This window comes from Streptomyces phaeochromogenes, from assembly GCF_001418655.1.
Classification (GTDB): domain Bacteria; phylum Actinomycetota; class Actinomycetes; order Streptomycetales; family Streptomycetaceae; genus Streptomyces; species Streptomyces phaeochromogenes.
The window spans coordinates 1-18,334 of the sequence record NZ_LIQZ01000123.1 but is presented as its reverse complement, the minus strand read 5'-3'; the positions used below and the strand labels follow the sequence as shown (position 1 = coordinate 18,334).

Below are 18,334 nucleotides of genomic sequence, written 5' to 3'. Positions count from 1 at the left end.
GACGCCACACCCCGATCTGGCGACCAACCGAGCATCCTCAGGACCGACGCAGCCCCATGGACTACAGGACAGGACAGCGCATCGTGGCCGAGACCGCCCGCCGAACCGAGAGCCGCTACGGCAACCGTCCCACGATGAAGGACGTCGCGGCGCGTGCCGGGGTCGGTCTGAAGACCGTATCGCGTGTAGTCAACGGCGAGCCAGGAGTCACCCCGGACACCGAGCGCCGGGTACAGGAGGCGATCGACGCGCTGGGCTTCCGGCGCAACGACAGCGCGCGGGTGCTCCGCAAGGGGCGTACGGCGAGCATCGGTCTCGTACTGGAGGATCTGGCGGACCCGTTCTACGGTCCGCTGAGCCGGGCGGTGGAGGAAGTGGCCCGCGCCCACGGCGCCCTGTTGATCAACGGCTCCAGCGCCGAGGACCCGGACCGCGAGCAGGAGCTGGTCCTCGCACTGTGCGCGCGCCGTGTGGACGGGCTCGTGATCATCCCGGCCGGTGACGACCACCGCTATCTGGAGCCCGAGATAAAGGCGGGTGTCGCCACGGTCTTCGTGGACCGCCCCGCCGGACAGATCGACGCGGACGTCGTCCTCTCCGACAGCTTCGGCGGTGCGCGCGACGGCGTCGCCCACCTCATCGCGCACGGCCACCGCCGGATCGGGTTCATCGGTGACATGCCGCGCATCCACACCTCCGCCGAGCGTCTGCGCGGCTATCGCGCCGCCATGGAGGACGCCGGCATTCCGGTGGAGGACGCCTGGATGTCCCTGGGCGTCACCGACCCGCAGCGGGTGCGCAAGGCGGCCGAGGACATGCTCTCGGGCCCCTCCCCCGTCACGGCGATCTTCGCGGGCAACAACCGTGTGACGGTCACGGCCGTACGTGTCATCGCCGAGGGCTCGCGCCCGGTGGCCCTGGTCGGCTTCGACGACATCGAGCTCGCCGACCTCCTCCAGCCCGGGGTCACCGTCGTCGCCCAGGACGCCGCGCAGCTCGGCCGCACCGCCGCGGAGCGCCTCTTCCGTCAGCTCGACGGCTCGCTCGTCCTTCCCGAACGCATCGAACTCCCGACGCGTCTGATCACCCGCGGCTCGGGCGAACTGCCGCCCTCGGACTGACGCATGACGGCCCCCGACCCGTACGCCGACCGCACGCTGGAAGCGCTCGGTCTCGACGAGGCGCCACGCGACCATCCACTGACGTATCCGGGCGCCTGGCCCGAGGAATCCGGACTCCTGGACGGGGACCGGCTGTTGCCCCTCACCGGCCACACGTTCCCGGGCCGCGTACCGGTCCTCGCGGTCGGCTCCAACGCCTGCCCCGCGCAACTCCGGCACAAGATGCGGGAGTACGAGCTGTCGTCCCCGCTCCCGCTGGCGAAGGCGCGGGTCACCGGGTTGGAGGTGGGCGTCTCGGCGCACGTCAGCGCGATGGGGTACGTGTCCGCGTCGCCCTTTCGCGCGCCCGGGCACACCCGCGAGCTGTTCGTCACCTGGCTGGACCCGGCGCAACTCGCGGCCGTGGACGCGAGCGAGGGCGTCACGGCGCCGACGGGAGCGTACGACCGGGTGTCGCTGCCCGCCGCCGACGTCCGGATCGAGCTGGAGTCGGGCGCCACGCTCGACGGCGCCCATCTCTACGTCAACCGGCGCGGAGTCCTCCACGACGGTACGGGGACGCCGCTGAGGCATCCCGGCGAGCGAGCGCTGCTCACCCAACTCCTCGGCCGGTCACCGCGGTTGCGGGACCTGTTCGGCACCACGCCCGAGGAGTTCTGCGCCCGGGCGCGCGCCGATCTGCGGCTCTGCACCGCGGGCACCCGGCTGTTCGCCGAGGAGGGGTGGACGACGGCCTCCGGGCTGGAGAAGTACCTGCCCGGTCAGCAGACCGGCAGCCCGGGAACCGGCGCGTCGTTGTCGCCGCCCTTGATGTAGACGTCACTGACGAAGACGTTCGTGTTGCCGCTGTCGTCGTCGGTCTTCGCCCACCAGACGTTCGTCCACTCGCCGTAGGTCTCGCGGCGGCCGAGGTTCTGCTGGCAGTAGAAGTAGTTGGTACCCGCGTTGAGGGTGCCCGCCTCGGCGCCGCCCGCGGTGTAGGACTTGGACGTCTTCCAGACCTCGCAGTTGTACTTGCCGCCGCCGATGGCGTTGCAGACCGGGGCGGGGCTGGGATCGCCGCCTCCGCCGGTGGTGCCGCCGTCGGAACCGCCGCCTGTGGTACCCCCGTTGGTGGGCTCGGCCGAGGGGGTCGATGCCTTGTCCGTGGGCTTGGTGTCCTCGGTGCGGTCCGGCTTCTCGCTCGGCTTCGCGGACTCCTTCTTGTCGCCCTGTTCCGTGGGCTTGGTGTCGTCCGACACGTCGATCGAGCCGCGGCTCGCGCCCTCGGACGGGGTGGCGTCGCCGCCCTGGGAGGCCCCGGGCCCGGCTGTGGGCTTGGACTCGTCGCCGCCGTTCATGAGGGCGACGGTGACGCCGGTCGCGGCCAGCACGACGGTGACCGCGGCGGCGGCGAGAAGGACCCGGCCCTTGCGGCGCCGGGGGCCGGCCGGAACGGCGGGCTGAGCCATCGACTCGGGCGGCCCGAAGCCCGGCCCGGTCATCGGGGGCGGTACGGAGGAACCCGCGGCCGACGGTATGCCGTGGCTGCCTGCCTGTTGGGAACCGGGTGCTGTCGGGCCCGCGTCCGGGAATCCGGAGCCGTATCCGCCGTTCCCTTCGGAGGCGGAGGCCGACACTGAGGCGGATGTCGAGGCGCCCGTCCCACCAGTCCCGTCCGTCCCGTCCGACGCCGGACTCGCGGCCCCCGGCCAACCCTCCCCGGGGGCTCCAGGCCCGGATCCACCGACGCCCGCGGCGCCGAATGCGGCTTCTCCCGTACCGGTACCAGAACCCGCAGGCCCGGCCCCGCCCACTTCCGGGGCGCCGAAACCCGCATGCCCCGTCGCCGGAACGCCGGACGCGGAGCCGCCGGAGGAACCGGCCTCCGCCCTGCCCTCGCCCGCGGGCCCGAAGCCCGCGCCGGCCGACTCCGGCGGGCCGAAGCCCGGCGGTACCGCCGGCACGCTCCGCTCGGTCGCCTCGCGCGGCCGGGGTGCGGGCGGGCGCAGGCCCCTGGTCGCCGAGTCCGGGCCGGTAGTGGCGTCCGCCACCGCTTGCAGCAGGCGGCTCGCCTCGTCGGCGTCCGGGCGGGACTCCGGCTGCTTGTGCATCAATTGCTGCAGGACAGGGCCGAGCGGTCCGGCGCGCTGCGGCTCCGGCAGCGGTTCGACCACGATCGCCGTGAGCGTGGACCAGGTCGACGTACGCCGGAAGGGCGAGGCTCCCTCGACGGCCGCGTACAGCGTGGCGCCCAGGGCCCAGATGTCGGAGGCGGGGCCCGGTTCGTGGCCCTGGGCCCGCTCGGGTGCCAAGTAGTCCAGGGAGCCGACCAGTTCGCCGCTGCGGGTGAGATGGGTGGCGGAGCCGTCACCCGGGTCGTCCATCGTGGCGATGCCGAAGTCGGTGAGGACGACCCGGCCGGAGCGGTCGAGCAGGATGTTGCCGGGCTTCACGTCACGGTGGAGCACTCCGGCGCGGTGGGCCGCGGAGAGCGCGTCCATGACCTTCGCACCGATCCCGGCCACCTCGCGTGCGTCGAGGGTGCCGCGCTCGCGCAGGACGTCGTCCAGGGACGGTCCGTCCACCAGCTCCATGACGATCAGCGGCCGGCCGTCGACCTCCGCCACATCGTGCACGGCGACGACTCCGGGGTGGCGCACGCGGGCCGCCGCGCGCGCCTCGCGCTGCATGCGCAGCCCCAGGTCGGCCAGTTCGGGCGCGCCCGCGTCCGAGTACGTACGCAGTTCCTTGACCGCGACCTCGCGGCCCAGGACCTCGTCGAGTGCCCGCCAGACGACGCCCATGCCGCCGCGGCCCAGTTGGGCGACGACGCGGTAGCGTCCGACGAGGAGCCGGCCGATACCGTCGGGCTGGTCGGGCCCGTCCGGTCGGTCCTTCTCCCCTGGTTGTTGGTTTTCCCCCGAAGACACCGCTGCCCCGTTCCTGAGTCACACCTATGAGTGGCGTCCAGAGTACGGGGCGGAAGTGACACCCGGGGCGGGGGCGCCATCGCTGTGACCTGGTCGCTACGTGCGGGCCGCCACGGGCCGTTCCGAACCCGCGGGGCGGGCCCCTACGGGGTCGAGATCGTGAGGTCCGCCCGCCTCGGGGTCGCGAAGGCCTCCAGGTCGGCGCGGGTCAGGCCGGCCGCTCGGGCCACCTCGGCGATGTCGAGGGCGCCGCAGTCCAGGCCGCGCAGGAGGTAGCCGCTGAGGGCCTTGGCGGTGGCGGGCTCGTCCATGACGTCGCCGCCGGCGCGGTTGGCGTACCGGGCGAGGCGCCCCGCGGCCTGCTCGAAGCCCTCACGGTAGAACGCGAACACGGCCGCGTAGCGCGTGGGGATGTGGCCGGGGTGCATGTCCCAGCCCTGGTAGTAGGCGCGGGCGAGCGCGCGGCGGGTGAGGCCGAAGTGCAGCCGCCAGGCGTCGTGGACCTTCGGGGTCGGGCCGACCGGCAGGACGTTCGTGGAGCCGTCCGAGACGCGGACGCCGGTGCCCGCCGCCGCGACCTGCATGATCGCCTTGGCGTGGTCGGCGGCCGGGTGGTCGCTGGCCTGGTAGGCGGCGGAGACACCGAGGCAGGCGCTGTAGTCGAAGGTGCCGTAGTGCAGGCCCGTGGCCCGCCCCTCCGCCGCCTGGATCATGCGGGCGACGGTCGCGGTGCCGTCGGTGGCGAGGATGGACTGGCTGGTCTCGATCTGGATCTCGAAGCCGATCCGGCCCTGCTCCAGGCCGCGCGACTTCTCGAACTCCTCCAGGAGCCGCACCATGGCCGTGACCTGCTCGGCATAGGTCACCTTGGGCAGGGTCAGCACCAGCCCGTCGGGCAGGCCGCCCGCCTCCATCAGGCCGGTCAGGAAGATGTCGAGGGTGCGGATGCCCCGGTCGCGGACCGGCGCCTCCATGCACTTCATGCGGATGCCCATGTACGGGGCCGCCGTGCCGTTCTCGTACGCCTCCGAGACCAGCCGTGCCGCGCGGGCCGCCGCCTCGTCCTCCTCGGCGTCCGGGCGCGGGCCGTAGCCGTCCTCGAAGTCGACGCGGAGGTCCTCGACGGGCTCGCGCTCCAGCTTGGCGCGTACGCGGTCGTACACGGGCGCGGCGAGGTCGTCGGAGAGACCGAGGACCGCGGCGAAGGCGGCGGCGTCGGGTGCGTGTTCGTCGAGTGCGGCGAGTGCCTGGTCGCCCCAGGAGCGGATGGTGTCGGCGGCGAAGACGTCACCGGGGACGTACACGGTGTGGACGGGCTGGCGGGTGCCGGGGTCGCCGGGGTAGCGGCGCTCCAACTCGGCGTCGACCGGGGCGAGGGAGGCACTGATCTCCTCGCTGACCGCGCCCGCGAGGCTCGTCGCCACCTTCTCCTGCTGGCCCTGACCCATTCCAAGCCCTCCTGTTTTCCGCTCCACGGAATCAAATATCCGTAGAGCGAAGTTATCCGCGGACCTTCCCGCCGGTCAACACCCTCCGGGCTCCCGGTCACCCCCCGGGCTCCGGCCCTGAGCGCATCGGATACCCTGCCGGGCCACGTCCGTATTCCTTCCCTGGTCGTCGCCGGATCCCTTCCCCGGCGGCCCGGGACTCGCACCGCGGCCGCCCCTGAATTCCCTCGGGGCCGCCCTCGGGACTTCCTTCGGGGTCCACCCCGGGATCTCGACATGTTCACGCCCAGCTTCGAAACTGCGATGCGCACGACTCGCCGCCATCCGCAGCAGAACCGGTGTCCCTCACAGGACCCGGCCTCCGCCAGAGAAGGAGCCACCCGTGCCCCATCGCAGCCGAGTCACGCGTCGCCTGGGCCTCAAGACCGCTCTCGCAGCGGCGGTCACGCTGCCTCTGTCCAGTACAGCACTGTCGACCTCACCCGCCGCCGCCGCGAACCGAATATCGCGGAGCCGCCGGCTGGAGGTCATGTCGTTCAATCTGCGGTACGCGAGCACCGCCGAACCGAACAGCTGGGCCGTCCGCCGCTCCGTGATGCGCGAACTGCTGCGCCAGGAGCAGCCGCACGTCATGGGTACCCAGGAGGGGCTCTACCAGCAGGTGCGCGACATAGAGGCCGACCTCGGGCCGCACTACGACTGGATCGGCACGGGCCGCGCGGGCGGCAGCCGCGACGAGTTCATGGCGGTCTACTACGACACCCGCAGACTCGCCCCGGTCGAGTACGACCACTTCTGGCTCTCCGACACCCCCAATGTCATCGGCTCGAACACCTGGGGCGGCGGGTCCATACGCATGGTGACCTGGGTCCGCTTCCGTGACCTGGGCGACGGCGAGCGGCAGTTCTACTTCCTCAACACCCACCTCGACAACGCGAGCCAGAACGCACGCGCGCGCGCCGCGTCCCTGATCACCGCACGGATCGCCGGTCTCGACCGGACCCTGCCTCTCCTCGTGACCGGCGACTTCAACATCGCCGCCCACAAGAACCCGGTCTACGACACGATGCTGGCCGCCGGACTCACCGACACCTGGGACACCGCGGCCCAGCGGAGCAAGCTGTACGCCACCTTCCACGGCTACCAGCCCCTGACCCCGGACGGCGACCGCATCGACTGGATACTCGCCACGCCCGGCGTGACCGCCCACCGGGCGTCGATCAACACGTTCTCCGCGCACGGACAGTTCCCGAGCGACCATCTGCCCGTACAGGCGTCACTGACCCTGGGCTGACCCCGGCATGGGGCGAGGCCCCGGTGACCGTGACGGTCACCGGGGCCTCGTAGGTCACGGGGTACCCGCGAAACACCCGCGGGGTACCCGTGGAGCCGATCAGCCCTTGCGGGTGTTGATCTCCTCGGTGAGCTGCGGGACGACCTCGAAGAGGTCGCCGACGACGCCGTAGTCGACGAGGTCGAAGATCGGCGCCTCGGCGTCCTTGTTGACCGCGACGATCGTCTTCGAGGTCTGCATGCCCGCGCGGTGCTGGATCGCGCCGGAGATGCCGGAGGCGATGTACAGCTGCGGGGAGACCGACTTGCCGGTCTGGCCAACCTGGTTGGTGTGCGGGTACCAGCCGGCGTCCACCGCGGCACGCGAGGCGCCGACGGCCGCGCCGAGCGAGTCGGCGAGGGCCTCGATGATCGAGAAGTTCTCGGCGCCGTTGACGCCACGGCCGCCGGAGACCACGATCGCGGCCTCGGTCAGCTCGGGGCGGCCCGTCGACTCGCGCGGAGTGCGGCCGGTGACCTTGGTGCCGGTCGCCTTGTCCGAGAAGGAGACCGCGAGGGCCTCGACGGCGCCGGCGGCCGGGGCGGCCTCCACGGCGGCCGAGTTCGGCTTGACCGTGATGACCGGGGTGCCCTTGGAGATGCGGGACTTGGTGGTGAAGGAGGCGGCGAACGCGGACTGCGTGGCCACCGGGCCCTCGTCGCCGGCCTCCAGGTCGACGGCGTCGGTGATGATGCCCGAGCCGATGCGGACCGCGAGACGGGCGGCGATCTCCTTGCCCTCGGCGGAGGACGGCACGAGCACGGCGGCCGGGGAGACGGCCTCGTACGCGGCCTGCAGCGCGTCCACCTTCGGGACGACCAGGTAGTCGGCGTACTCCGCGGCGTCGTGCGTGAGGACCTTGACCGCGCCGTGCTCGGCGAGCGCGGCGGCGGTGTCGGCGGCGCCGGGGCCCAGCGCGACGGCGACGGGCTCGCCGATGCGGCGGGCCAGCGTCAGCAGCTCAAGGGTGGGCTTGCGGACGGCACCGTCCACGTGGTCGACATAGACGAGAACTTCAGCCATGGGAATGCTCTCCTGCTTGCGAAAGATGAGGGGCGGTCGGCGGATGGAGGTTCAGCGAGCCTCGATGGGGCTCTAGATGAACTTCTGGCCCGCGAGGAACTCGGCGAGCTGCTTGCCGCCCTCGCCCTCGTCCTTGACGATCGTGCCGGCGGTGCGTGCCGGGCGCTCGGTGGCGGAGTCGACCTTGGTCCAGGAGCCTTCGAGACCGACCTCGTCCGTCTCGATCTCCAGGTCCTCCAGGTCCCAGGACTGAACCGGCTTCTTCTTGGCGGCCATGATGCCCTTGAAGGAGGGGTAACGCGCCTCGCCCGACTGGTCGGTGACCGACACGACGGCCGGCAGGGAGGCCTCCAGCTGCTCGGAGGCGGTGTCGCCGTCGCGGCGGCCCTTGACCACGCCGTCCTCGACGGAGACCTCGGAGAGCAGCGTGACCTGTGGAACACCCAGACGCTCGGCGAGCAGTGCCGGGACGACGCCGGCGGTGCCGTCGGTGGACGCCATGCCGGAGATGACCAGGTCGTAGCCGGCCTTCTCGATGGCCTTGGCCAGCACCAGCGACGTACCGATGATGTCCGTGCCGTGCAGGTCGTCGTCCTCGACGTGGATCGCCTTGTCGGCGCCCATGGACAGCGCCTTGCGCAGGGCGTCCTTGGCGTCCTCGGGGCCGACGGTCAGCACGGTGATCTCCGCGTCGTCCGCCTCGTCGGCGATCTGCAGGGCCTGCTCGACCGCGTACTCGTCGAGCTCCGACAGCAGGCCGTCCACGTCGTCACGGTCGACGGTCAGGTCATCGGCGAAGTGCCGGTCGCCAGTGGCGTCGGGCACGTACTTCACGGTGACAACGATCCTCAAGCTCACGCCGGCTCTCCTACTGCATCGTCTTTTTTCTGGGCTGCCTGCTTAGGGGCAGCATAGGCGCCTGAAGCGGCCGTTCCCGGTGGGGGCGAGCCGCGCTCCGGGCGAAATATTACTCGCCAGTACGCACATCTACGCTCCCGCAGGTGGTTCCCTCTAAGCAAGCGCTTTGAACTGTGACCTTCGCAACGCAGCGTAATCGGAACTCGACGCCCACGCAGGCGAGGTGGGCCGTACGGCCCGACGCGTCATTCCCGCAGCGCCTTGAAGTCGCCCTGGTGGTACAGGAGTGGGCGGCCGGCACCGGCGGGGTCCCCGAGGACCACCTCGGCCAGCACGATGCGGTGATCCCCGGCCGGCACGCGCGCGACGACCCGGCAGACGAGCCAGGCGAGAACATCGTCGAGTACGGGGACGCCCTCGGGGCCCTCCCGCCAGGCGGTGGGCGCACCGAAGCGGTCGGCGCCGCTGCGGGCGAAGGTGGCCGCCAGCTCCCGCTGGTGCTCGCCGAGTATGTGGACGCCGACGTGGTCCCTCTCGGCGATCGCCGGCCAGCTGGACGCGCCGGTGCCGACGCCGAAGGAGACCAGCGGGGGCTCGGCGGACACCGAGGTGAGCGAGGTGGCGGTGAAGCCCACCGGACCCTCGCCGCCCTGGGCGGTGATCACGGCGACTCCGGCCGCGTGGCGCCGGAAGACGGAGCGCAGGAGGTCCGGGGAGGCGAGTTCGGGAGAAGTGAGTCGAGGGGTTCCGAGATCGGGCGTGGCCGTCATGGAGTTGTCCTTCTGCGGGAGGCGACGAGCAGGTCCTGGGCTGGTCAACAGCCCGGACAGTGCGCGCTCGCGCAACGGCCGGGAGCCGCGGTCCGAGGGCGTTCGCGCTCGACGAGAAGGAGTTCCAGGGGCATACGGTCAGGCTGACGATAGGTGGTGCGTGCAGTCAAGTGCGTCCCGGCATATGGGAGATGCGTCACCGGCGGCCTCCAGCCTCATCCAGCGTCACTGGTCAGGATGTTCCGACCGCCTCGCCGAGCGCGGCGATCACGTCCGCCTTGCGCGGCTGTCCCGTCGCGCGCCGGACCACGCGTCCGTCCGCGTCGAGGACGAGCACGGTCGGCGTCTTGAGGATGTCGAGTTCCCGTACGAGGTCGAGGTGGTCCTCGGCGTCGATCTCGACGTGCGTCACGCCCGGGACCAGGCCGGCGACCTCGCCGAGGACCCTGCGGGTCGCCCTGCAGGGGGCGCAGAAGGCACTGGAGAACTGGACGAGCGTGGCCCGCTCACCGAGGTCCTCGCCCAACTCGGCCGCGCCCAGCCGTTTTCCGCCGTCCCGCCCGCGCACTCTGACTCTCCCGCTCCGCCGTCGGTTCAGCGCTCCGAAGGCGCTCGCCGCCACGAGCACCACCACACACACCACGATTCCGGCCATCTACGGCTTCAGCATTCACGAGACTGCAAAGATTCCCGCGGCGGCGGATCGTTTTCCATGCGGAATGCTTGATCCATGGACATCGATGCAAGAGGGCCGCGTTTCGGAGCGGCCGTGACGACCGTCGTGCTGGCGGTCGTACTGATCACCGGCAGCGCCTGGCTGCTGGCCTGGCAGACAGTGGCGTTCGCGCTCGGCGCCGCCGGTGGCGTGGCGCGTTCCCCGTACGGCTGGCTGTTCCGCAAGGCGGTGCGTCCCCGGATCGGGCCGCCGACGGAGTTCGAGGCGCCGGAGCCGCCGCGGTTCGCGCAGGCGGTCGGTTTCGGGTTCGCGGCGGTGGGACTGATCGGTTACGGAGTGGGGCCCGAGTGGCTGGGACTGGCGGCGACCGGGGCGGCGCTCGCGGCGGCGTTTCTGAACGCTGCGTTCGGGTACTGCCTCGGGTGCGAGATGTACCTGCTCGTACGTCGGCTCACGGTTCGCGCAGAGTAAAGGCGGCTTAAAACTCCGAGGTGGATCAAGGGGTGACGTGACGAGGATCTCGCCCTGGCGCGGCACGAGGACTGGCCACTCGTCCGTTCTTGGGGCACGATCTGCGCAATGCCGTAAACCTACGGCAGCGTAACTTCCCGCCGGGAGCACCCCTTCCCAGGCAGACCAGAGAGAAGGGTCAACTCCGTCCATGGCTGAGCTTGCCTACCGTCCCGCCATCGGTCTCGCCCAGACGTTGTTCAAGGCCTGGGACCTGAAGATCGACCTCAAGGGAACGGAGAACATCCCGCGCTCCGGCGGTGCGGTGCTGGTGAGCAACCACATCAGCTATCTCGACTTCATCTTCGACGGTCTGGCCGCCCTTCCGCAGAAGCGCCTGGTCCGCTTCATGGCCAAGGAGTCGGTGTTCCGGCACAAGATCTCCGGCCCGCTGATGCGCAACATGAAGCACATCCCGGTGGACCGCGAGAACGGCGAGGTGGCGTACGCCCACGCGCTGGACTCGCTGCGCTCCGGCGAGATCGTCGGCGTCTTCCCCGAGGCCACGATCTCTCAGTCGTTCACGCTGAAGAGCTTCAAGTCGGGTGCCGCGCGCATGGCCCAGGAGGCCGGCGTCCCGCTGATCCCGATGGCGGTGTGGGGCACGCAGCGGCTGTGGACCAAGGGCCACCCGCGCCACTTCAAGCGCAGCCACATCCCGATCACCATCCGCGTCGGCGAGGCCATAGAGGCCTCGCGCGACAAGTACGCGGGCGCGATCACCCGCCAGTTGCGTGAGCGTGTGCAGGAACTCCTGGAAGCCGCGCAGCGCGCCTATCCCGTACGCCCCAAGGGCCCGAACGACACCTGGTGGATGCCGGCCCACCTCGGCGGCACGGCCCCGACCCCCGAAGAGGTCAAGGCCTCCGAGGCCCGCTGAGCGGCCACTCGTACCGAGCCGCTACCGAGGCGCGTGGACAGTGATCCGCGCCCCGGGGCTGAACTTCTCCAGCAGTTCGGCGAGTTCGGCGCCCGCGACCTCGACGTCCGCCACCGGCATCGGTGTGAGGCTCTCCAGGAGGAAGACCGCCGAGGTCGACTCCTCGGTGAGGCGGGTGCGCGGACCCTGGCGCCAGTTCCAGCGGCGGCAGGTCACGCCCTTCTCGTCGCACCACACCACCTCCCCGGCGTCGGGGTGTTCGACGGCCTGCTCCCCCGCCGCGACGGTCACGAAGTCCTCGTCGCCCGTGGCCCGCACGAGACGCATTCCGCCCTGGATGCGGTCGAGGTCCTCACCGCCGACCGGGATCAGATGGGCGACGCTGATCGCGTTGTAGAGGTCGACCAGCACGTTGATCCGGGGCAGCCCGGCCTCCGAGAGGGCCCTCTTCGCCAGCGCCTCCGCCGAGTTGCGCGTACGCGAGGGCTTTGAGCCGAACGCCGTGTAGACCTCGCGCCACGCGGCCATGTGCGGGTCCTCGTGCGGGGCGCGTCCGTCGAGGCGGGCGGCGAGCCGTCGGGCCGCGTCGTCGAGGAGTTCCGAGGTGCCGTCCGTACTGGGCCCGTTGACGAGTCCGTACGCCTCGACGGTGACGTGCGTGAAACCGGGCGCGAGGGCGCGCACCTCGTCGGACACGGTGAGCGGGAGGGTCATCTTCTGCCTTGCCTCAGAGTGCGGTGGGGAGGGTCTTCCACAGGTGCGGCCGGTCGGGGGCTGCCTTGAGGGCGCGCAGGACGACCGGATGTGGTTCAGCGTACAGGACCGGGTAGTCCATCTCATTGGACTGCGGGTCGACAGGGAAGGCCAGCCGTTCGCCGTCGAGTGAGAACCGGGCGTCCACGCCCGGCTTGTTGCCGCGGCAGTCCTGCCGGTGCCAGGCCCCGTTGAACCGCACGGCGACCAGGCCGTGCACGACATGCCCGCCCCCGTCGTCATGGAGAAGCGACTGGTAACAGAAGGCGGTGGGGATGTCCTCGGCCCGCAGGAGCGCGGCGAGCGCGTGCGCCTTGGCGTGGCAGATGCCGGTGCGCAGTTCCAGGACGTCGGAGGCGCGCCAGGTGACACGCGGGTCGCCCGCGTCCTGGGAGTGCGGGACGGTGTCGCGCACGAACTCGTACGCGGCGCGCGCATAGTCATACGAGTCCGCCACCCCCTCGGTGAGACGCGCGGCCGTCTCCCGCACGAGCGGATGGTGGTGGTCGATCACCTCGTCAGCGGCCAAGTACGCGGACAGGTCGGGGGTGTTCTGGATCAGCTCCATGCCCGCAGAGCATAGGAATGCGGCCACCCGGGAGTCAATGACTTTTCGGGTGGCCGCATATTTATGCACGCGATGCTGGGTCGCTAGCGGGCCATTTCCTCCTTGAGCGCCGCCACGAAGCCGTCGACATCGTCCTCGCTCGTGTCGAAGGCGCACATCCAGCGGACATCGCCCGCGGCCTCGTCCCAGAAGTAGAAGCGGTAGCGCTTCTGCAGGCGCTCGCTCACGTCGTGGGGCAGTCGGGCGAAGACGGCGTTGGCCTGCACGGGGTGGAGGATCTCGACGCCGTGCACTGCGCGCACGCCCTCGGCGAGGCGCTGGGCCATCTCGTTCGCGTGGCGGGCGTTGCGCAGCCACAGGTCCTTGGCGAGCAGCGCCTCCAACTGCACGGAGACGAAGCGCATCTTGGAGGCGAGCTGCATCGACAGCTTGCGCAGGTGCTTCATGTGGCTGACGGCGTCCTGGTTGAGGACGACGACGGCCTCGCCGAACAGCGCGCCGTTCTTCGTGCCGCCGAAGGAGAGGACGTCCACGCCGACCGCGTTGGTGAACGCCCGCATCGGGACGTCCAGGGAGGCGGCGGCGTTGGCTATCCGGGCGCCGTCGAGGTGCACCTTCATGCCGTGCGCGTGGGCGTGCTCGCAGATCGCGCGGACCTCGTCGGGCGTGTAGACGGTACCCAGCTCGGTGTTCTGGGTGATCGACACGACCTGCGGCATCGCACGGTGCTCGTCGTCCCAGCCGTACGCCTGCCGGTCGATCAGCTCGGGGGTGAGCTTGCCGTCGGGCGTGGGCACCGTGAGCAGCTTGAGCCCGCCCATGCGCTCGGGGGCGCCGCCCTCGTCGACGTTGATGTGCGCGCTCTCCGCGCAGATCACCGCGCCCCAGCGGTCCGTGAGCGCCTGGAGAGCGGTGACGTTCGCACCGGTGCCGTTGAAGACGGGGAACGCCTCGGCACTCGCGCCGAAGTGGCCCCGGATCACCTGCTGGAGGTGGTCGGTGTAGTCGTCCTCGCCGTACGCGATCTGGTGCCCGCCGTTGGCCAGGGCCAGGGCGGCGAGCACCTCGGGGTGGGCCCCCGCGTAGTTGTCGCTGGCGAATCCGCGGATCTCCGGGTCGTGACGACGCCGGGCGTCGGTCTTCGGAGGGTTCACCGCTTCTCGGTCAGCCACAGACGCTTTCCGTTCACTTCGGAGGCGGGCCGCTCCCAGACGCCGGTGATGGCCTCGGCCAGCTCCTTGACGTCCGTGAAGCCCGCGAACTTCGCGTTCGGGCGCTCGGCGCGCATCGCGTCGTGCACCAACGCCTTCACCACCAGGATCGCAGCCGCGGACGTCGCCCCGTCCGCGCCCTCGGAGACTCCGGCCTTGCGGAAGAAGTCGGCCATGGCAAGCGTCCAGGCCTCGGCCGCGGCCTTGGCGGCGGAGTAGGCCGCGTTGCCCGCGGTGGGCTTGCTCGCCCCCGCCGCGCTGATCAGGACGTACCGGCCGCGCTCGCTGCGCTGCAGCGCCTCGTGGAAGGCGAGGGAGGTGTGCTGCACGGTCCGGATGAGCAGCATCTCCAGGAGATCCCAGTCGTCGAGAACCGTCTTGGTGAAGGTCTCGCTGCCCCGCCAGCCGCCCACGAGGTGGACCAGGCCGTCGACCCGCCCGAAGTCCTTCTCGATGCGGGCGGCCCACTCATGGCTGGACTGCAGATCCAGCAGGTCGACCGTGTCGCCGACGACCGTGGAGCCGCCGTGCGCGTACCGGGCCGCGTCCACCGCCTCCGCGAGCCGCTCGGGATCGTTGTCCGCGCCGACGACGGTCGCACCCGCCTCGGCAAGCCGCAGAAGCGCAGCCCGGCCCGCGGGTCCGCCCGCGCCGGCCACCGCGATCACCGCACCGCTGAGAGCCCCGTTCCCCATGATCTTCGCCTCCTGAGCAGTGATATTGGCGCGGTCGCTCACGCGGCCACCCGCTCGGCGCTCTCCGCCGTGATGCCCTTCGTGGAGGCGATCACGTTCTTCAGCTTCTTGGAGAGGGCCTCATAGAACATGCTCAGGGGAAACTCGTCCGGAAGCACGTCGTCCACGAGCTTTCGCGGCGGCTGGTTCAGATCGAGGGCGTCCGGACCCTTGGCCCAGCGGGAGCCCGGGTGCGGGGCGAGGTACTGGGACACCATGTCGTACGCGGCGAACCAGTGGACCAGCTTCGGACGGTCGATGCCGTCGCGGTACAGCTTCTCGATCTCGGCGCACAGCTCATTGGTGACCTGCGGGGCGCGCTGCCAGTCGATGTGCAGCTTGTTGTCGGTCCAGCGGACGACGTCGTGCTTGTGCAGGTAGGCGAAGAGAAGCTGGCCGCCGAGCCCGTCGTAGTTGCGGACGCGGTCACCGGTCACCGGGAAGCGGAACATGCGGTCGAACAGCACCGCGTACTGCACGTCACGGCCCTGCGGGAAGCCGTCGGCCTCCAGCTTCACGGCCTCCCTGAAGGCGGTGAGGTCACAGCGCAGCTCCTCCAGGCCGTACATCCAGAACGGCTGGCGCTGCTTGATCATGAAGGGGTCGAAGGGCAGGTCGCCGTGGCTGTGGGTGCGGTCGTGGACCATGTCCCACAGGACGAAGGCCTGCTCACAGCGCGCCTGGTCGCCGACCATCTCGCGGATGTCGTCCGGCAGTTCGAGGCCGAGCGTGTCGACGGCGGCCTCGGTGACCTTGCGGAAGCGGGCGGCCTCGCGGTCGCAGAAGATGCCGCCCCAGGAGAATCGTTCCGGCGCCTCGCGCACGGCGATGGTCTCCGGGAAGAGGACGGCCGAGTTGGTGTCGTATCCGGCCGTGAAGTCCTCGAAGGTGATGCCGCAGAACAGCGGGTTGTCGTAGCGGGTGCGCTCAAGATCGGCCAGCCACTCGGGCCAGACCATGCGCAGCACGACCGCTTCGAAGTTGCGGTTCGGATTGCCGTTCTGCGTGTACATCGGGAAGACGACCAGGTGCTGGAGCCCGTCCTCGCGGTGCGCGGCGGGCTGGAAGGCCAGCAGCGAGTCGAGGAAGTCGGGGACCTGGAAGCCGCCCTCGGCCCAGCGGCGCAGGTCCTTGACCAGCGCCTCGTGGTAGGCGGCGTCGTGCGGAAGGAGCGGGGAGAGCTCCTCGACCGCGTCGATGACACGGCGCACGGCGAGACCGGCGTCGGCCTGGTCCGGGGCGCCCTCGGCGTCGAAGTCGACCGAACCGTCCTTGGACTGCCATGGCCGGATCCGCTCCACGGCATCCTTGAGCACGGGCCAGGCCGGGTGCTCCACCACCCTGTCCCGGGGAGGAGCCTGCTCCTCCGTACCCACCTGCACAAGAATTTCCGTCATGACCCATCCTTCACGGGAGAACCTCGCGTATGGACACCGTATGCGTGCAGGGTTCTCCGCCACAAGTGGAGACTCGGGAGATTATCCTGCCTCCCTCCATCTTCACCGCTCTTTTTCCTGCCTGACGCCGTGAGGACGACTACTTCCGCCGATTGCTGGGTAGCCGCCGGAGTTCGGTCAACCCGCCCGGGACTCGCCCACGCAGGAGTGAGGCGGGAGGGGCCCGGCGCGGCCTGTTCTCGCCGCTGGAAGGCCTCATTCCCCGCTGCCGGAGCGGGTTCAACGCCGGGCCGGGCCATTAGGCTGCGGCCTTGCCGCGTGGGCACGGGACCGCAGCACGCGGCAGCCGAGCCGCCGTCGACGGAAGCGGAGTCAGCCTTGAACTTTCTCACCATCGGGCACCGCGGAATCATGGGTGTCGAGCCCGAGAACACCCTCCGCTCCTTCATCGCCGCCCAGCAGGCCGGCCTGGACCTGATCGAACTCGATCTGCATCTGAGCAAGGACGGCGCGCTCGTCGTCATGCACGACGCCGACGTGGACCGTACGACCGACGGTTCGGGGCCGATCGCCGAGAAGACCCTCGCCGAGCTGCGGGTGCTCGACGCGGGCCGCGGTGAGCGCATCCCGGTCTTCGAGGAGGTCCTGGACGCCGTCACGGCCCCGCTGCAGGCCGAGATCAAGGACGTGGCCGCGGCCCGGGCGCTGGCGGAGGTCATGAACCGGCGCGATCTGGTCGGCAGGGTCGAGGTCCTGTCGTTCCACGACGAGGCCATCGCCGAGATCGCGCGGCTGGTGCCCGGCGTCCGCACGGCGCTGGTCGCCAGCCGCTATGGCGTCGATGTCGTCGAGCGGGCGACCGCGGTCGGCGCCACGAGTCTCGTCCTCAACATCCGCCGCCTGACCCTGGAGGTCGTCGAGCGCGCACGCAAGGCGGACCTGCGGATCATCGGCTGGGTCGTGAACACCCAGGACCATCTGCGCCTCGTGCGCGCCCTGGAGCTGGACGGCGCGACCACCGACTATCCGGAGATCAAGCGCACCGGCCGCTTCACGGCGTAACGGCCGGACCGCGCGGCGGAACGATTATGCGAGCGGCTTCACCAGGAGCTCGAACTGCAGGTCGTCGCGCTGCGGGATGCCGAAGCGCTCGTCGCCGTACGGGAAGGGGGTCATCTTTCCCGTACGGCGGTAGCCGCGCCGCTCGTACCAGGCGATGAGGTCCTCGCGTGCGGAGATCACCGTCATGTGCATCTCCTTGACGCCCCAGGTCTCACGGGCGAACCGCTCCGCCTCGGCGATGATCACCTTGCCGAGTCCCGCGCCCTGGAGGGTGGGACTGACCGCGAACATGCCGAAGTAGGCGTGGTCACCGCGGTGTTCGAGCTGACAGCAGGCGACCACCGTGCCGTCGCGCTCGACGGTCAGCAGACGGCTGTCGGGGGACTTGATGACCGCGCGCACGCCCTCCGGGTCGGTCCGCTGGCCCTCCAGGATGTCCGCCTCGGTGGTCCATCCGGTGCGGCTGGAGTCTCCCCGGTAGGCCGACTCGATCAGCACGACGAGGTCGTCCACATCGGCGTCGGTGGCGTCGCGGAACGTCAGTCCGGTGGCGGCGGTGTCCATGGAGCGGTTCTCCGATCTCGGGCGCGGCTCGGGCACCGCCGAGCGTAACCCTCCTACTAGGCTCCGGGCGCATGGTGCATGTACTGAGCAGCCGGACCTTGCTCCGCCCCACCGATCCCGAGCGCTCCCGCGCCTTCTACGGCGAGAAGCTGGGCCTGCCCGTCTACCGCGAGTTCGGTACGGGTCCCGAGCGCGGCACGGTCTACTTCCTGGGCGGCGGCTTCCTGGAGGTCGCGGGCCGCTCCGAGGAACCCCCCTCCCCCGCCGTCAAGTTGTGGCTCCAGGTCGCGGACGTCTCGGCGGCGTACGAGGAACTCGTGGCCGCGGGCGTCGAGGTGCGTCGGCCGCCGGTGAAGGAGCCGTGGGGGCTGATCGAGATGTGGCTCGCGGATCCGGACGGAACAGAAATCGTGGTGGTTGAGGTACCGGCGGACCATCCGCTGCGGTACCGACCCTGAGCGGAGCTCTCAGCCGCGGCTCTGAGCGGACCGCACTGAGCGGACCGCACTGAGCG

19 protein-coding genes are annotated in these 18,334 nt (G+C 70.7%); 7 read left to right on the top strand and 12 right to left on the bottom strand.

The genetic code is table 11. The features are described 5' to 3' along the window. Nucleotides 1–56 precede the first annotated feature (56 nt). Together AOK17_RS17685 and AOK17_RS17680 are read left to right on the top strand one after the other, a co-directional pair. Entirely contained in the window at nucleotides 57–1,121 is a 1,065-nt protein-coding gene (locus AOK17_RS17685) for a LacI family DNA-binding transcriptional regulator (protein ID WP_055613455.1), read from the top strand. 3 nt (nucleotides 1,122–1,124) lie between these two features. Then, the gene (locus AOK17_RS17680) at nucleotides 1,125–1,937 is read left to right on the top strand and encodes a hypothetical protein (protein WP_055613454.1); all 813 of its coding nucleotides are present in this window, start codon (nucleotides 1,125–1,127) and stop codon (nucleotides 1,935–1,937) included. Here the strand turns inward: AOK17_RS17680 and AOK17_RS17675 are convergent. Together AOK17_RS17675 and AOK17_RS17670 are read right to left on the bottom strand one after the other, a co-directional pair. Further along, entirely contained in the window at nucleotides 1,883–4,033 is a 2,151-nt protein-coding gene (locus AOK17_RS17675; protein ID WP_079053090.1) for a serine/threonine-protein kinase, read from the bottom strand. The two genes, AOK17_RS17680 and AOK17_RS17675, sit on opposite strands and share 55 nt — an antisense overlap. Before the next feature lie 143 nt (nucleotides 4,034–4,176). After that, nucleotides 4,177–5,481, bottom strand: a complete 1,305-nt coding sequence (locus AOK17_RS17670) for a DUF6986 family protein (RefSeq protein ID WP_055613453.1) — start codon at nucleotides 5,479–5,481, stop codon at nucleotides 4,177–4,179. Nucleotides 5,482–5,863: 382 nt separating this feature from the next. On the opposite strand from AOK17_RS17670, the gene AOK17_RS17665 reads away from it, so the two are divergent. Continuing rightward, nucleotides 5,864–6,775 (top strand): endonuclease/exonuclease/phosphatase family protein, encoded by a 912-nt coding sequence (locus AOK17_RS17665; RefSeq protein ID WP_055613452.1) that lies wholly within the window; start codon nucleotides 5,864–5,866, stop codon nucleotides 6,773–6,775. Between the two features lie 99 nt (nucleotides 6,776–6,874). Here AOK17_RS17665 and AOK17_RS17660 read toward each other — a convergent pair whose 3' ends face one another. From AOK17_RS17660 to AOK17_RS17645, 4 genes are all read right to left on the bottom strand, one after another. Next, nucleotides 6,875–7,837 (bottom strand): electron transfer flavoprotein subunit alpha/FixB family protein, encoded by a 963-nt coding sequence (locus AOK17_RS17660; RefSeq protein WP_055613451.1) that lies wholly within the window; start codon nucleotides 7,835–7,837, stop codon nucleotides 6,875–6,877. Between the two features lie 72 nt (nucleotides 7,838–7,909). Further along, nucleotides 7,910–8,695 (bottom strand): electron transfer flavoprotein subunit beta/FixA family protein, encoded by a 786-nt coding sequence (locus AOK17_RS17655; protein WP_055613450.1) that lies wholly within the window; start codon nucleotides 8,693–8,695, stop codon nucleotides 7,910–7,912. Between the two features lie 245 nt (nucleotides 8,696–8,940). After that, nucleotides 8,941–9,465 (bottom strand): flavin reductase family protein, encoded by a 525-nt coding sequence (locus AOK17_RS17650; protein ID WP_055613449.1) that lies wholly within the window; start codon nucleotides 9,463–9,465, stop codon nucleotides 8,941–8,943. Between the two features lie 232 nt (nucleotides 9,466–9,697). Beyond that, nucleotides 9,698–10,120, bottom strand: coding sequence for a TlpA family protein disulfide reductase (locus tag AOK17_RS17645; RefSeq protein ID WP_055613448.1), 423 nt, complete (start codon nucleotides 10,118–10,120; stop codon nucleotides 9,698–9,700). Between the two features lie 75 nt (nucleotides 10,121–10,195). Between AOK17_RS17645 and AOK17_RS17640 the strand changes: the two genes are divergently transcribed. Continuing rightward, nucleotides 10,196–10,612, top strand: coding sequence for a DUF4395 domain-containing protein (locus AOK17_RS17640; RefSeq protein WP_055613447.1), 417 nt, complete (start codon nucleotides 10,196–10,198; stop codon nucleotides 10,610–10,612). Between the two features lie 190 nt (nucleotides 10,613–10,802). Continuing rightward, complete coding sequence (locus AOK17_RS17635; protein ID WP_055613446.1) at nucleotides 10,803–11,531, top strand: lysophospholipid acyltransferase family protein; 729 nt, start codon at nucleotides 10,803–10,805, stop codon at nucleotides 11,529–11,531. Nucleotides 11,532–11,552: 21 nt separating this feature from the next. Here the strand turns inward: AOK17_RS17635 and AOK17_RS17630 are convergent, their stop codons facing one another. The 5 genes from AOK17_RS17630 to AOK17_RS17610 all read right to left on the bottom strand — a co-directional run bounded on the left by AOK17_RS17630 (nucleotide 11,553) and on the right by AOK17_RS17610 (nucleotide 16,194). Beyond that, nucleotides 11,553–12,245 carry a B3/B4 domain-containing protein gene (locus AOK17_RS17630; RefSeq protein ID WP_055613445.1) on the bottom strand — a complete coding sequence of 231 codons (693 nt, stop codon included), beginning with the start codon at nucleotides 12,243–12,245 and terminating at the stop codon, nucleotides 11,553–11,555. A gap of 13 nt (nucleotides 12,246–12,258) precedes the next feature. Beyond that, nucleotides 12,259–12,852 (bottom strand): transglutaminase domain-containing protein, encoded by a 594-nt coding sequence (locus AOK17_RS17625; protein WP_055613444.1) that lies wholly within the window; start codon nucleotides 12,850–12,852, stop codon nucleotides 12,259–12,261. 83 nt (nucleotides 12,853–12,935) lie between these two features. Further along, nucleotides 12,936–14,006: a threonine aldolase family protein gene (locus AOK17_RS17620; protein WP_055613443.1), complete on the bottom strand. Its 1,071-nt coding sequence runs from the start codon at nucleotides 14,004–14,006 to the stop codon at nucleotides 12,936–12,938. Next, the gene (locus AOK17_RS17615) at nucleotides 14,003–14,758 is read right to left on the bottom strand and encodes an SDR family oxidoreductase (protein WP_055613442.1); all 756 of its coding nucleotides are present in this window, start codon (nucleotides 14,756–14,758) and stop codon (nucleotides 14,003–14,005) included. The genes AOK17_RS17620 and AOK17_RS17615 overlap by 4 nt, the downstream gene beginning before the upstream one ends. Nucleotides 14,759–14,796: 38 nt before the next feature. After that, entirely contained in the window at nucleotides 14,797–16,194 is a 1,398-nt protein-coding gene (locus AOK17_RS17610; protein ID WP_055613441.1) for a DUF6421 family protein, read from the bottom strand. Nucleotides 16,195–16,572: 378 nt separating this feature from the next. Here AOK17_RS17610 and AOK17_RS17605 point away from each other — a divergent pair, with 378 nt between their 5' ends. Continuing rightward, a complete protein-coding gene (locus AOK17_RS17605; RefSeq protein WP_055613440.1) occupies nucleotides 16,573–17,256 on the top strand; it encodes a glycerophosphodiester phosphodiesterase in 684 nt (227 codons plus the stop codon). A gap of 24 nt (nucleotides 17,257–17,280) precedes the next feature. Here AOK17_RS17605 and AOK17_RS17600 read toward each other — a convergent pair whose 3' ends face one another. Continuing rightward, nucleotides 17,281–17,820, bottom strand: a complete 540-nt coding sequence (locus AOK17_RS17600) for a GNAT family N-acetyltransferase (protein WP_055613439.1) — start codon at nucleotides 17,818–17,820, stop codon at nucleotides 17,281–17,283. Between the two features lie 71 nt (nucleotides 17,821–17,891). Between AOK17_RS17600 and AOK17_RS17595 the strand changes: the two genes are divergently transcribed. Next, on the top strand, nucleotides 17,892–18,278 hold the full coding sequence (locus tag AOK17_RS17595; protein ID WP_055613438.1) for a VOC family protein: 387 nt from the start codon (nucleotides 17,892–17,894) through the stop codon (nucleotides 18,276–18,278). Nucleotides 18,279–18,334: the final 56 nt, after the last annotated feature.

What these genes read in the sequence shown, in the direction of transcription:
- AOK17_RS17685 (WP_055613455.1), top strand. Translation starts at nt 57, where the DNA reads ATGGACTACAGGACAGGACAGCGCATCGTGGCCGAGACCGCCCGCCGA.
- AOK17_RS17680 (WP_055613454.1), top strand. Translation starts at nt 1,125, where the DNA reads ATGACGGCCCCCGACCCGTACGCCGACCGCACGCTGGAAGCGCTCGGT.
- AOK17_RS17670 (WP_055613453.1), bottom strand. Translation starts at nt 5,481, where the DNA reads ATGGGTCAGGGCCAGCAGGAGAAGGTGGCGACGAGCCTCGCGGGCGCG.
- AOK17_RS17660 (WP_055613451.1), bottom strand. Translation starts at nt 7,837, where the DNA reads ATGGCTGAAGTTCTCGTCTATGTCGACCACGTGGACGGTGCCGTCCGC.
- AOK17_RS17650 (WP_055613449.1), bottom strand. Translation starts at nt 9,465, where the DNA reads ATGACGGCCACGCCCGATCTCGGAACCCCTCGACTCACTTCTCCCGAA.
- AOK17_RS17645 (WP_055613448.1), bottom strand. Translation starts at nt 10,120, where the DNA reads ATGGCCGGAATCGTGGTGTGTGTGGTGGTGCTCGTGGCGGCGAGCGCC.
- AOK17_RS17640 (WP_055613447.1), top strand. Translation starts at nt 10,196, where the DNA reads ATGGACATCGATGCAAGAGGGCCGCGTTTCGGAGCGGCCGTGACGACC.
- AOK17_RS17635 (WP_055613446.1), top strand. Translation starts at nt 10,803, where the DNA reads ATGGCTGAGCTTGCCTACCGTCCCGCCATCGGTCTCGCCCAGACGTTG.
- AOK17_RS17630 (WP_055613445.1), bottom strand. Translation starts at nt 12,245, where the DNA reads ATGACCCTCCCGCTCACCGTGTCCGACGAGGTGCGCGCCCTCGCGCCC.
- AOK17_RS17625 (WP_055613444.1), bottom strand. Translation starts at nt 12,852, where the DNA reads ATGGAGCTGATCCAGAACACCCCCGACCTGTCCGCGTACTTGGCCGCT.
- AOK17_RS17615 (WP_055613442.1), bottom strand. Translation starts at nt 14,758, where the DNA reads ATGGGGAACGGGGCTCTCAGCGGTGCGGTGATCGCGGTGGCCGGCGCG.
- AOK17_RS17610 (WP_055613441.1), bottom strand. Translation starts at nt 16,194, where the DNA reads ATGACGGAAATTCTTGTGCAGGTGGGTACGGAGGAGCAGGCTCCTCCC.
- AOK17_RS17600 (WP_055613439.1), bottom strand. Translation starts at nt 17,820, where the DNA reads ATGGACACCGCCGCCACCGGACTGACGTTCCGCGACGCCACCGACGCC.
- AOK17_RS17595 (WP_055613438.1), top strand. Translation starts at nt 17,892, where the DNA reads ATGGTGCATGTACTGAGCAGCCGGACCTTGCTCCGCCCCACCGATCCC.